General features: G+C 70.6%; 12 protein-coding genes. 9 read left to right on the top strand and 3 right to left on the bottom strand.

Annotation, left to right across the window (positions count from 1 at the left end; genetic code table 11):
• Positions 1-4 precede the first annotated feature (4 nt).
• A complete protein-coding gene (locus tag ACWEGE_RS23570; protein ID WP_449662592.1) occupies positions 5-430 on the top strand; it encodes a hypothetical protein in 426 nt (141 codons plus the stop codon).
• On the opposite strand, the gene ACWEGE_RS23565 is transcribed toward ACWEGE_RS23570, so the two are convergent.
• Positions 408-1,253, bottom strand: coding sequence for a DegV family protein (locus tag ACWEGE_RS23565; RefSeq protein WP_449662591.1), 846 nt, complete (start codon positions 1,251-1,253; stop codon positions 408-410). The genes ACWEGE_RS23570 and ACWEGE_RS23565 overlap by 23 nt on opposite strands.
• Positions 1,254-1,496: 243 nt before the next feature.
• On the opposite strand from ACWEGE_RS23565, the gene ACWEGE_RS23560 reads away from it, so the two are divergent.
• The 4 genes from ACWEGE_RS23560 to ACWEGE_RS23545 all read left to right on the top strand — a co-directional run bounded on the left by ACWEGE_RS23560 (position 1,497) and on the right by ACWEGE_RS23545 (position 5,093).
• Positions 1,497-2,282, top strand: coding sequence for an electron transfer flavoprotein subunit beta/FixA family protein (locus ACWEGE_RS23560; RefSeq protein ID WP_449662590.1), 786 nt, complete (start codon positions 1,497-1,499; stop codon positions 2,280-2,282).
• Between the two features lie 28 nt (positions 2,283-2,310).
• Entirely contained in the window at positions 2,311-3,270 is a 960-nt protein-coding gene (locus ACWEGE_RS23555) for an electron transfer flavoprotein subunit alpha/FixB family protein (protein ID WP_449662589.1), read from the top strand.
• A gap of 159 nt (positions 3,271-3,429) precedes the next feature.
• Complete coding sequence (locus ACWEGE_RS23550; RefSeq protein ID WP_449662588.1) at positions 3,430-4,212, top strand: GNAT family N-acetyltransferase; 783 nt, start codon at positions 3,430-3,432, stop codon at positions 4,210-4,212.
• On the top strand, positions 4,209-5,093 hold the full coding sequence (locus ACWEGE_RS23545; protein WP_449662587.1) for a lysophospholipid acyltransferase family protein: 885 nt from the start codon (positions 4,209-4,211) through the stop codon (positions 5,091-5,093). Before ACWEGE_RS23550 ends, ACWEGE_RS23545 begins: the two co-directional genes overlap by 4 nt.
• A 52-nt stretch (positions 5,094-5,145) precedes the next feature.
• Here ACWEGE_RS23545 and ACWEGE_RS23540 read toward each other — a convergent pair whose 3' ends face one another.
• Entirely contained in the window at positions 5,146-6,048 is a 903-nt protein-coding gene (locus ACWEGE_RS23540; protein WP_449662586.1) for an NADP-dependent oxidoreductase, read from the bottom strand.
• 154 nt (positions 6,049-6,202) lie between these two features.
• On the opposite strand from ACWEGE_RS23540, the gene ACWEGE_RS23535 reads away from it, so the two are divergent.
• From ACWEGE_RS23535 to mnmA, 4 genes are all read left to right on the top strand, one after another.
• Positions 6,203-7,486, top strand: coding sequence for a helix-turn-helix transcriptional regulator (locus ACWEGE_RS23535; RefSeq protein WP_449662585.1), 1,284 nt, complete (start codon positions 6,203-6,205; stop codon positions 7,484-7,486).
• Between the two features lie 44 nt (positions 7,487-7,530).
• The gene (locus ACWEGE_RS23530; RefSeq protein ID WP_449662584.1) at positions 7,531-8,898 is read left to right on the top strand and encodes an MFS transporter; all 1,368 of its coding nucleotides are present in this window, start codon (positions 7,531-7,533) and stop codon (positions 8,896-8,898) included.
• A gap of 64 nt (positions 8,899-8,962) precedes the next feature.
• Positions 8,963-10,159, top strand: a complete 1,197-nt coding sequence (locus tag ACWEGE_RS23525) for a cysteine desulfurase family protein (protein ID WP_449662583.1) — start codon at positions 8,963-8,965, stop codon at positions 10,157-10,159.
• Positions 10,160-10,163: 4 nt separating this feature from the next.
• A complete protein-coding gene (gene mnmA, locus ACWEGE_RS23520; RefSeq protein WP_449662582.1) occupies positions 10,164-11,255 on the top strand; it encodes a tRNA 2-thiouridine(34) synthase MnmA in 1,092 nt (363 codons plus the stop codon).
• 7 nt (positions 11,256-11,262) lie between these two features.
• On the opposite strand, the gene ACWEGE_RS23515 is transcribed toward mnmA, so the two are convergent.
• Positions 11,263-12,534: a DUF222 domain-containing protein gene (locus ACWEGE_RS23515; RefSeq protein WP_449662721.1), complete on the bottom strand. Its 1,272-nt coding sequence runs from the start codon at positions 12,532-12,534 to the stop codon at positions 11,263-11,265.
• Between the last annotated feature and the right edge of the window lie 17 nt (positions 12,535-12,551).

The raw sequence follows: 12,551 nt of genomic DNA, 5'->3' as shown, positions 1-12,551 counted from the left end.
CGTCATGCAACGGACCATCACCCGCGTACTACTCGTTCTCTTCGGCCTGGCCGAGGCCGTGGTCGGAATCTGGCCACTGGTGTCGCCGACCGGCTTCTACCAGGACTTTCCCGGCTTCCGCGTCGGCTGGGTTTCGATGGACGGGCCGTTCAACGAGCACCTTCTGCGCGACTTCGGTGGCCTCAACCTGGGGCTCGCGGCGCTGCTGATCGGGGCCGCCGTGATCGGCACCACAGCCGTGGCGCGGCTCGCGGCCGTCTCCGCGCTGCTCTTCGGCATCCCGCACTTCGCCTACCACCTCGGCCACGTCGGGCACTTCGAGCGGATCGACCAGGTGCTCATCCTCGGGACGACCGGGCTCGGAGTGCTGCTGCCGCTCGTGGTCCTGCTGCTGCCGGCGCGGCGGGTCAGCCCACCGGCGACACCGTGATGCCGAGCGCGCCGGGGCCGAGGTGCGCGCCGATGACCGTGCTCGCCTCGACGACCATGCTCTCGACCATCGCCGGCACCCGGCGTTCGATCTGCCTGCCGATCTCCAGCTCGTGGTCGCTGGCGCCGAACCGGGTCACGGCGATGTCGGCGCGGAAGCCACCGGACTTCTTGACCGCGAGATCGACCATCTTGGCCAGGGCGCGCCGCGTGCCGGGGACGCGGGCGAGCGGCGCGACCTCGCCGTCCCTGACCGTAAGCAGGGGTTTGATCGAGAACGCGCTGCCGAGCATGGCTTGGGCGGCGCCGATCCGGCCGCCGCGGCGGAGGTACTCGAGGGTGTCGACGTAGATGAACTCGGTGCTCGTCGTGCACCGGCGTTCGGCGGCGTCGATGACCCGGACGGCGTCCGCGCCGGCCGCGGCCGCCCGCGCGGCGGACACGGCGGCGAAGCCGAGGCTCATCCCGGTGGTCCGGCTGTCCAGGACGTGCACCGGGATGCGGACCTGCTGGGCGGCCTCCCGGGCCGCGCGGACGGTGTCGGACATGCGCCCGGAGATGTGGATGCTGACGATGGCGGTCGCGCCGGAGGTAGCCGCCTCCTGGTAGGCCCAGAAGAACGCCCCCGGGTCCGGGGGCGCCGTGGCGATCACCTGCCCGGCTCTCATGGCGTCGATCACTTCGCCGCGGTCGAAGCGGTTTTCGTCGTCGTAGTGGCTGCCCAGGCTCAGCTGGATCTGGACGACGCCGATCGCCCAGCGAGAAGCGACGAGGTCGGGCAGGCAGGAGCTCGAGTCGGTGATGACGGCGATGCGCGCGGGCATGGTGGGGGAGGTTAATGCCTGACACCCACCGCCAGTAGGCCGTGGTTGGTCCGATCGGACGAACGGCAGTTCGGGTGGGGTAACCGGTCGACTACTGGGACGATGGTCCCACTAGATTGCGCATCCAGGTGAATGGCGTCACCTCGACGGGTCCCGCGCGCCGAATGGCCCTAATCTACCGGCCAGTAGAGCACTGTCCCGTGGTCGACCGCGGGCCACGAACCGGGAGGTCGAAGCAGACCCATGACCAACATCGTCGTCCTGGTCAAGCAGGTACCGGACACCTACTCGGAGCGGAAGCTCAACGGGTCCGACCACACCCTTGACCGCGAATCCGCCGACGCCGTGCTCGACGAGATCAACGAGAAGGCCGTCGAAGAGGCGCTGAAGATCAAGGAAGCCGGCGAGGGTGAGGTCACCGTGATCTCGGTGGGCCCGGACCGCGCGACCGACGCCATCCGCAAGGCGCTGTCCATGGGCGCCGACAAGGCCATCCACGTCTCCGACGAGGCGCTGCACGGCTCCGACGCGATCGCCACCGCGAAGGTCCTCGCCGCCGCGATCGGCAAGGTCGAGGGCTTCGACCTGGTCATCGCCGGCAACGAGTCCTCCGACGGCCGCGGCGGCGCCATCCCGGCGATCCTCGCCGAGCTGCTGGGCCTGCCGCAGGTCACCTACGTGCGCGAGCTGACCGTCGACGGCTCGACGATCAAAGCCACCCGCGAGACCGAGGACGGCCTGACCCACCTCGAGGCGAGCCTGCCCGCGATCGTGAGCGTCGGCGAGAAGATCAACGAGCCGCGCTACCCGTCCTTCAAGGGCATCATGGCCGCGAAGAAGAAGCCGGTCGAGACGTTCACCATCGCCGACCTGGGCGTCGACGCGGGCGAGGTCGGTCTCGCCAACGCGTGGTCCCAGGTGACCGAGTCCGCGCCGAAGCCGCCGCGCACCGCCGGCGAGAAGGCCGAGGACGAGGGTGACGGCGGCACCAAGGTCGCCGAGTACCTGGTCGGCCAGAAGCTCATCTGACAACGGCTCTTCGAGGAGGAACAAGAACATGGCTGAAGTACTCGTCCTCGTCGACCACGTCGACGGTGAGGTCAAGAAGGTCACGCTCGAGCTGCTGACCGCCGCCCGCGCGCTCGGTGAGCCGTCGGCCGTCGTCGTCGGCCCGACCGGGACCGCCGCGAAGGCGAAGGACGCGCTGGCGTCGCACGGCGCCGCCAAGGTGTATGTCGCGGAAGGCGACGACGCCGCGAACTACCTGGTCACGCCCAAGGTGGACGTGCTCGCCGCGCTCGCGCAGCAGGCGTCCCCGGCGGCCGTGCTCGTCACCGCCAGCGGTGAGGGCAAGGAGGTCGCCGCCCGGCTGGCCGTGCGCCTGGGCTCCGGCCTGATCTACGACGCCGTGGGCGTCAACGGCGACGGTGTCATCGACCAGTCCATCTTCGGTGGCGCGTTCTCGGTCAAGTCCAAGTCCGCCAAGGGCGCGCCGGTCGTCTCGATCCGCCCGGGCGCGGTCGAGGCCGAGCCCGCGGAGGGCGCGGCGGCCGAGGAGACCGTCGAGCTCCCTGCGGTCGACGCGGCCAAGGCGACTCGCATCACCGGCGTCGAGCCGGTGACCGGCGGTGACCGGCCGGAGCTGACCGAGGCCTCGATCGTGGTCTCCGGTGGCCGCGGCGTCGGCTCGGCCGAGAAGTTCGACGTCGTCGAGAAGCTGGCCGACTCGCTCGGCGCGGCCGTCGGCGCGTCGCGTGCGGCTGTCGACTCCGGCTACTACCCGGCGCAGTTCCAGGTGGGCCAGACCGGCAAGACCGTGTCGCCGCAGCTGTACATCGCGCTCGGCATTTCCGGCGCGATCCAGCACCGCGCCGGCATGCAGACGTCGAAGACGATCATCGCCGTCAACAAGGACCCGGAGGCGCCGATCTTCGAGATCGCCGACTTCGGCATCGTCGGCGACCTGTTCAACGTCGCGCCGCAGCTGACCGAGGCGGTCGAGAAGCGCAAGGGCTGATTCCAGCCCCGTCGAAGGGCCTCCCGGGTCGTCCCGGGAGGCCCTTCGCGCGTTCCGGGACCTGAGAAGAGCCTGAGAACCCGCCATTCACTGAACGTGCACTAATCGGTCATCGGATGGCACTCTCCGCGGCTTCCAACGCGCAGGTACACCTTGACCATGACGACGTCACAGCTCCTCGTCAGCACTGATCAGGCGGGTGCCGAGCTCCCCGCCGACGCTCCCCGGTACTCGCTTCTCATCGCGCACGCGAACGACGAAGTGGTTGCGGCACAGAAACTGCGGCACCGGGTTTTCGCCGAGGAAATGGGTGCGCGCCTCCACTCCCCGCGGCCCGGTCTCGACGTCGACGAGTTCGACGAGTTCTGCGACCACCTCGTGGTCCGCGACGACAACACGGGCGAGATCGTCGGCTGCTACCGCATGCTGCCGCCGGAGCGCGCCGCCCAGGCCGGGAAGCTTTACGCCGACAGTGAATTCGACCTGACGGCGCTCGAGAACCTGCGCCCGTCGCTGGTCGAAACCGGCCGGTCGTGCGTGCACCCGGACCACCGCAGCGGCGCCGTCGTCAGCCTGGTCTGGGCCGGGATCGCCCGCTACATGCTGCTTTCCGGCCACCGCTACCTCGCCGGCTGCGCGTCGGTCCCGCTGGTGGACGACGGTTCCGTCGCCGCCGGCGTGTGGGACGTCCTGCGCGCCAAGCACTACTCCGACGAGGTCACGCGCGTCACGCCGTTGATCCCGTGGAACGCCTCGGGCATCGAACGCCCCGCGCGGCCCACCCTGCCGCCGCTGATCAAGGGTTACGTCCGGCTCGGCGCCAAGGTCTGCGGGCCGCCCGCGCTCGACGCCGACTTCGGCGTCGCGGACTTTTTCGTCCTGCTGGACCTGCACAACGTCGACGAGCGGTACCTCAAGTTCTTCCTCGGGGTCCAGGGATGAGCCACGCCTGGATGCCGGCCTCGCCGTGCGGCGACGGCTGCCTCACCACCGACGACCCGGTGGTCGGCCTCCCGCGACGGGTCCTGCGCTTCGCGGCGGCGATTTCGGTGGTCCTCGCGGCTCTGGCGTCGGCGCCCTTGCTGCTGGTCGCTCCGGGCCGCGAGCGCCTGCTCCGGCTGATCTTCCGCGGCGTGCTGCGGGCGTTCGGCGTCCGGTTGGACATCCGGGGCGGCGCGGACTTCCTGACCGCACCCGCGGGCCGCGGCGCGCTGGTGGTCAACAACCACATCTCGTGGCTGGACATCGTCGCGATCAACGCGCTGCGGCCGATGCGCGCGCTGGCCAAGAAGGAGATCGCGAGCTGGCCGGTGCTCGGCGGCCTGGTCCGCCGCGGCGGCAGCATCTTCCTCGACCGGGAGCGGCTGACGACGTTGCCGGCCACGATGGCGTCGCTGGCCGACGCGCTGAGGACGGGCTCGCTGGTGAGCGTGACCCCGGAGGGCACGACGTGGTGCGGGCTGGCCTCCGGCCGCTTCACGACGGCGACGTTCCAGGCAGCCATCGACGGCGGTGTCCCGGTGCGCCCGATCGCGTTGCGCTACCGCCTCGCCGACGGCCGCGAGACCAGCCGTCCGGCGTTCATCGGGCCGGAGTCGCTGATCGCGTCGCTGCGCCGGGTGGCGGCTCTGCGCGGTCTGGTGCTCGAGATCCACGTCTGCCCCGAGATCGCCCCCGGCCGGGCGGAAACCCGTCGCGAACTGGCCGCTCTCGCCGAGTCCGCGGTCCATTCCGCCCTCGGCACGGTGCAGATCCCGGCCCAGCAGCGGCGCCGGACCCCGCGCCGCCAGGCGGCCCCACTGGCTTCGCCTCCCGCGAAGTGATCCGGGCCCTGTCGCCGCGATCCGGCGACAGGCCCGGATTGGGTCCCGTCGGTCAGCCGACGGCGATGGTCAATTTTCCGCCAGGGTGCCCGCCCTCGCTCTCGACCTGCGCCGCGGCCGCCTCGGCCAGGGGATAGCTCTTGCCTTGCGCGATGCGGAGTCCGCGATCGGTCACCCAGCCGGCGATCCCGGTGAGGACCTCGCGGCTTTGCTCGCCCCCGCTGGAGAACGGGATCCCCAGCTCGAAGGCGGCGGCATCGGCGATGGTGACGATCCGGTCCTTGGTGCCCCGCAGCTCGACCGACCCCGGCAGCACCCCGTGCCCGGCGGCGTCGAAGACGGCGTCCACCGGCCCGGACGTGACCTCGCGGACCCGCTCCACCCAGCCTTCGCCGTAGAGCACGGGAACGACACCCAGCGACTTGAGGTCGTCGAGGCTCCGGCTTCCTCCGGTCCCGACGACGGTCACGCCCTGGGCCACCGCGACCTGAGCGGCGAACCGCCCGACCGTGCCGCTGGCGCCGTGGAGCAGCAGCGTCTCGCCCTCACGGACCTCGAGCAGCCCGAGGACGCGAAGCGCGGTTTCGCCGGCGACCGGCAATGCGGCGGCGTCCGCCCAGGAAAGGCTCGCGGGCTTCGGCGCGACCGCCTTCGCGAGCGCGTACTCGGCGTAGGCACCGGTCTCCGACCAACCGAACACTTCGTCGCCCACGGCGAAGTCCGCGCCCTCCCCGACGGCGTCGACGACCCCGGCGACCTCCAGGCCGGGGATGTGCGGGAACGGGACCTGGAAGTTCTGCTGCATGGCGCCGGCGCGGATCTTCCAGTCGATCGGGTTGACCCCGGCCGCCCGCACGGCCAGCCGCACCTGACCCGGACCGGGCTCCGGTGCCGGGACGTCGGACAGCTGCAGGACTTCCGGTCCGCCGTATGCGGAGAAGGTGATCGCTCGCATGGTGTTTCTCGCTCCTCGGTTCGTGACCTTCGGTTCGAATGTCCTCCCCCGGAAGTCAACTCGCCAAGCGGAGCCGCCGAACCGCCCGGACGAGCAGTGTTCACTAGCCGGACGAGCAGGTCGCCGGACCGCGGACGCGCCTACCTTGGGGACCATGGACGCTTCCTGGTCGGATCCGCGGCACGTGCTCGACGTCGTCGAGCGGCTCCTGTCGGCGCCGCGGTCCCAGCTGCTCAGCCGGTTCGCCGCCGAGCTGGGGAGGCTGATCCCGCACCGCGCGGCCGCGATGCAGACGGGTGACTGTCCCCGCAGCCCCTTGAAGGTCATCGGCGACGAAGCGGTCACGCAGGCCGTGACGAGCGTCGAACTGCAGCGGCTGGCCGACCGCAGCGTGCCGGGCAAGGCCTTGGTGACCGACGGCGTGCTCGGGGGCGTCGAGCGCCGTCTGGTCCTGCTGGCTTCGACACCGGCCGTCGGCCAGGGCGCGGTGCTCGCCGTGGTGCCGGAGGCCGCGGAACCCCCGCCCGCGGAGCTGGAGCTGGCGGCTCGGCTGTGGCACATCGTCAGTACGGACGCGGGCCAGCGGGCGGCGGATCCGGGGCCGGACGTCCTGGCCGGCAGCCTCGCCGCGGCCTCCGCCCGCGCCCAGGTGATCACCGACCTCGGCCAGACGCACGCGGCAACCCTGGTCACCCTTCTGTCGGTCCTCCGCTCCGGCCGGCTCTCCGACGCCGCTGCCCGCCGGACCGCGGTCGACCTCGCCGCCGGCGCGCTGCTGGAGCTCAAAGGCGTCGTCGACCGCGACCAGGTCCTGTCCGCCGAACCGACCGACGCGGCATTCGCTGTCCTCAAAACCCAGCTGGCCGACCTGATCCGGCACGCGGAGGTCGATGTCGACCTCGCCGACCCGGTCGGTACCGCGTCCCTGCCGCAGGACATCGCCCACACGGCACGGACGCTGACCCGCGGCCTGTTACTCGCGGCGTTGGACCGTCCCGCGACCACGCGCTTGAGGGCGTCCTGGCGCGTGGACGGATCGGTCCTCCGGATCACGGTCCGCGACGACTGCCCCGAAGTCGCCGACGCGATCCCGCCCCGAGGACTGACCGAGCGCCTCACAGCTCTCGGCGGCCACTGGGAGGTCGACGCCGTGCCGGATTGGGGGACGACGGTCACGGCGGTCCTTCCGCTCGGCGTGGCCGAGCCGCCGGAGTTGCGCCCCCTCGACCGGCTCAACCCGCGCGAGCTGGAGGTCCTGTCCGGTATCTCCCAGGGGCTGCGAAACCGGCAGATCGCCGAACAACTGCAGCTCAGCGAGCACACGGTGAAGTTCCATGTCCGGAACATCCTCGACAAGCTGGACGTGAGTTCCCGCGGCGAAGCGGCCGCGCTCGCCCGCGACCTGCCGCTGGAACCGGTGGTGCGCCGCTCCGCCTAAAACGCCTTGACCTCCACCGAGCTGGAGGTTGCAGGCTGCTGATCATGGCCTCGACGATCGACTCGGCACCCCGTCGCCGAAGTGTGCTCTGGACCGCGGAACACCGGCTGACCACGATCGCGCTGCTGCTCGTGGTCACGTTGGTCGCGTTCGAAAGCATGGGCGTGGCGACGGCGATGCCCACCCTGGTCGCCGACCTCGACGGGTTGTCGCTCTATTCGTGGCCGTTCACGATCTTCCTGATTTCCAGCGTGGTCGCGACGGTGCTCTCAGGCCGGGTCGGCGACCGCCGCGGCCCGGCGCCGGCGCTGCTCGCCGGGCCGTTGTTGTTCGCGGCTGGTCTCGTGGTCGCGGGGACGGCGAGCGGAATGCCGATGCTCCTCCTCGGCCGCGCTCTACAGGGCTTCGGTTCGGGTCTGCTCCTCGTCTCGGTCTCGCTCTTGATCGCGCTGACGTTCACGGACCACGAACGTCCGGTGATCTACGCCGCGAACGCCGCCGCCTGGGTCCTTCCTGCGGTGATCGGCCCTTCGGTGGCCGGGGTCGTGACGGTCAGTGTCAGCTGGCGCTGGGTCTTCCTCGGCTTGGTTCCGTTCGTGGCCGTCGGCGTGCTCATGCTGGTCGTTGTCGTCCGGCGCCTACCCACGCACGAACCCGCCACCGGCGGCCGACGCGCGAACGTGCCGCAGGCGATCATCGCCGCGCTCGGTGTGGCGGCGCTGACGTGGGCGGCTCAGCACCAGTCGCTCGTCGCGCTCGGCTACGGCGTGGTCGGGCTGATCGCGCTGGGCTACGCCCTCCGGACGCTGCTGCCGGCCGGGACGTTGACCTCACGCCCCGGCCTGCCGACGGTTGTCGCTTCCCGTGCCCTGATCGCCGGCGCGTACGCGGGGATGGAGGCATATCTCCCGCTGACGATGAGCGCAGTCCACGGTTACAGCCCGGCTCTGGCCGGCCTGCCGCTGACGATCACGGCCCTGGGCTGGTCCGCGGCGTCGGCAGCGCAAGGCCGCTACCTCGGCTGGTCGAGGGAGGCATCGCTGCGCACCGGGTTCTGGCTGGTCGCGGCCGGCCTGGTCGGCTTCGGCCTGGTTTCCCAGCCGTGGTTCCCCGGCTGGGTCGCATTCGTGGCCTGCGCGGTCGGCGGCGCGGGGATGGGGATCGCGATGCCGGCCATCTCCGTCCTCCTGCTCCGCTACTCACCCGAGGGTGAGCGCGGCTTCAACACCTCGGCGATGCAGCTCGCGGACTGGGTCGGATCCGCGCTGCTGATCGGCCTGGGCGGGGTCCTGCTCGGCGCGGTCGGCTCGGTTCTCGACCCGTCGCCGGCGATGGCCCTGCTCACGGTGGCCTTGGTGGCGCTCGCGATGGTGGGGGTCCGGCTGACCGGCCGGTGGCCGTCAAAGGTGTGACAGCCCACTTCGAGGGCCAGGGTGGGCTTCGTCACGCGCTGGAGCGGACTACCCTGGAACAGCGATGACCTATCTCGACCACGCGGCGACCACACCGATGTTGCCCGAAGCCATAACGGCGATGACCGAGGCGCTGTCCACCGTGGGCAACGCCTCGGCGCTGCACTCTTCGGGCCGCCGGGCCCGCCGGATGGTCGAGGAAGCCCGCGAAACCATCGCCGAGGCGCTGGGCGCCCGCCCCTCCGAGGTGATCTTCACCGGCGGGGGGACCGAGAGCGACAACCTCGCGATCAAGGGCATCTACTGGGCCCGCCGGGGCGAGCAGGAGCAGCGTCGTCGCATTCTGTGCGGAGCCGCGGAGCACCACGCCGTGCTGGACACCGTCGAATGGCTTGAAACTCAGGGCGGCGCCGAGGTCACGTTGCTCGAGGTGGACGGCCAGGGCCGAGTGTCGCCCGACGTCCTGCGGGCCGCCATCACCGCAGACCCCGAGACCGTGGCGCTGGCCACCGTGATGTGGGCGAACAACGAGGTCGGCACGATCAACCCGATCGCCGAGCTGGCGGCGGTGTGCGCCGAGTTCGACATCCCGTTCCACACCGACGCGGTTCAGGCCGTCGGGGCCGCTCCGGTCGACTTCGCCGCCAGCGGAGCCGCTGCGCTCACCCTGACCGGGCACAAGCTCGGTGGCCCGTTCGGCGTGGGAGCGCTTCTGCTGGGGCGCGACGTACCGTGTGCACCCCTCCTGCACGGCGGCGGCCAGGAGCGCAACGTCCGCTCCGGCACCCTGGACGTCCCGGCGATCGTGGGTTTTTCCACCGCAGTTCGAACCAGCGTCGCGACCCGAGCCGACTACGCGAAGCGTGTCGCGGAGCTTCGGGACGGGCTCGTGGAAGCTGTCCAGCGCGAGGTACCCGATGCCGTCCTCAACGGTGGAGATGGCGAGCGGCTGCCCAGCCATGCTCACTTCACCTTTCCCGGGTGCGCCGGCGACAGCCTGTTGATGCTCCTCGACGCCAAGGGCATCGAATGCTCGACGGGGTCCGCGTGCACGGCAGGTGTCGCCCAGCCGAGCCACGTGCTCCTCGCCATGGGGGCCGACCCGGCAGCTGCTCGCGGTTCCCTTCGTTTCTCCCTTGGCCACACATCCACCGCCGCGGACGTCGAAGCCGTGGCCGCGGAGATCGGTGGCGTTGTCCTGCGTGCCCGGCAGGCCGGCCTCGCCGGAATGCGCAAGCAGACCCAGAAGCAAGAGGTGTAAGGCAATGCGGGTTTTGGCCGCGATGAGCGGAGGAGTGGACTCGGCAGTCGCCGCGGCGCGCGCGGTCGACGCCGGGCACGAGGTCGTCGGTGTGCACCTGGCCCTGTCGGCCAAACCGGGGACCCTGCGGACCGGCTCGCGCGGGTGCTGCACGATCGAGGACTCGCACGACGCCCGCCGGGCCGCCGACATCCTCGGAATCCCGTTCTACATCTGGGACTTCGCCGAGCGCTTCACCGAAGAGGTCGTTGAGACCTTCGTCGGCGAATACGCTGCCGGACGCACTCCGAACCCGTGTGTGACCTGCAACGAGAAGATCAAGTTCGAGGCGCTCCTCGAGAAGGCGATGGCGCTCGGATTCGATGCGGTCGCGACAGGCCACTATGCGCGCCTCTCCGTGGTGGACGGCGTGCCCGAGTTGCGTCGCAGCGCGGACAGCGGCAAGGACCAGTCCTACGTGCTTGCCTCCCTGACACCGGAGCAGCTCAGCCACGCGATGTTCCCCCTCGGCGGCTCCTGGAAGACCGACGTGCGGGCCGAGGCGGAGCGACGAGGTCTCTCCGTCGCCAACAAGCCGGACAGCCACGACATCTGCTTCATCCCGGACGGCGACACCAAGAAGTTCCTGGAAAACCGCCTGGGACAGCGCCCCGGCGAGCTCGTGGACGCGGAAACGGGTGCGGTCCTCGGTCGGCACACCGGAGTGCACGGATTCACCGTTGGCCAGCGCAAGGGCCTGGGCATCGATGCTCCGGCGCCGGACGGCCGCCCTCGGTACGTCCTGTCACTCGAACCGGTGTCAGGCTCCGTCAAGGTCGGCTCCGTGGCCGGGCTCGGTGTCCAGGTGATCGAGGCCGACCGGGCGATCTGGCCCAGCGGCCGACCGTTGACCGAACCCACCGAGTGCGTGGTCCAGGTCAGGGCCCACGGAGGGATCGTGGATGCGGTTGCCGACGTGGACAACGACACCATGACGGTGCACTTGCGAGAGCCGTTGCGCGGCGTTGCTCCGGGGCAGGTCGTCGTTCTGTACCGCCCTGATGCAGAAGGCGGCGACGTCGTCCTAGGCAGCGCGAAGATCGCCGCCACCCGCTGAGCGGCGGTCACTTCCGGGGCTTGTTCCGGAGCCGGTTCGCTCGTCGGCGGCCAGGGTGCACCGAGGGTGGGGTTGTCGAGTGGACCCTCCCTGCCGGTGTCGTGACGTTGAGGGTGCCGTCCGGCGTCACCTCGTAGTCCCAGCCAGGCTGCCCCCTCAGCTTGCTGTGCCGCGAGCAGAAGGTGACCGCCTGGTCCGCAACGCCTTCGGCCTCGCCCTTCATCCGGGTCGCACTGGTCCCGCAGCTCTGTGCGGGGCGGGTACATCCGGGCTGGCGGCACTCCTGGTCACGGACGCGGATGAACTCGTCCCGCTCGAGCGAGTACCGCGTCGGAGACAGTTCGACCGCGCGACCGTTCCGCGGGTCGGTGAGGACCCGGCGCAGCGTCGTACCGGCACCGCCGATGATCTGGCGAGCCAGCGCAGCCGCGATGGGCCCGCGCCCGGCCAACGCTGCCGGCGCCTGATTGAGCCCGACGTAGGTGGCCAGGTCGATGTGCAGGAAGACCTCGGTGCGTTCGCGCGGGCCACCGGTGCCGCTGAGCAGCAGGTCGATGGCTACGTCCGCGCGGAGCTGGTCCAGCGTGCGCGGTTCGTCCTCGGTCTTCAACGCCCGGGCGGCCTGGTCCACTCTGGCGTAGGCGGCGGTTGCCTTCTCGGTCGGTGCGTTGTTGACCGACAGATGGGTCACGCCGGTGTCCTGGTGGTGCAAGGTGAAGCGCCGTTCGACGAGCTTTCGCTCGGTGCGGAGCGCTGCGCCTTCGGGGTCGGCCTGGGCGGCGGCGTAGGCCGCGGCCCGGCGGACCTGGGTGGCGTTCCGTCCCGAGACCCGATTCTCGAGCGTCGCGTCGACGACGCGGACGTGGTCTCGCGACAGCCAGGCCGTCGCATCGGTGACCTTCATGGCGCGATAGAGGTCGAGCCGGCCGTCGTCCATGAGGTTCAGCATGCGAGGAAGGCGGGCAATCAGCGCGTTGGCCGCGGAAACGATGGCACTGGCGCGGTGTTCCGTTGTGGACAGGGCCAACGCGACTTCCGATGACGCGCTGGGCGCCTGTCTCCGTCGCACACTCAGGTCCGCGATCGCTCTCAGCTGCAGTGCCTGCAGCTTCGAGATCTCCGCGTCGGTATCTCGGATCAGGTCGATGACCTGGTCGTCTTTCATGCGCTGCAACGTGTTCGGGTCGGCGCGGATCGATTGCAGCACGAGCGGAAGTTTTCCGTCGGCGCTCTGGGCGGTTGTCGGGACGAGCTTGTGGACGGGTTGTGAAGATGTCATGAGTTCGACGGTACGAC

The organism is Amycolatopsis sp. NPDC004747 (genome assembly GCF_053601335.1).
Note: the sequence above shows the minus strand (reverse complement) of the source record. Positions and strands in the feature narration are given on the sequence as shown.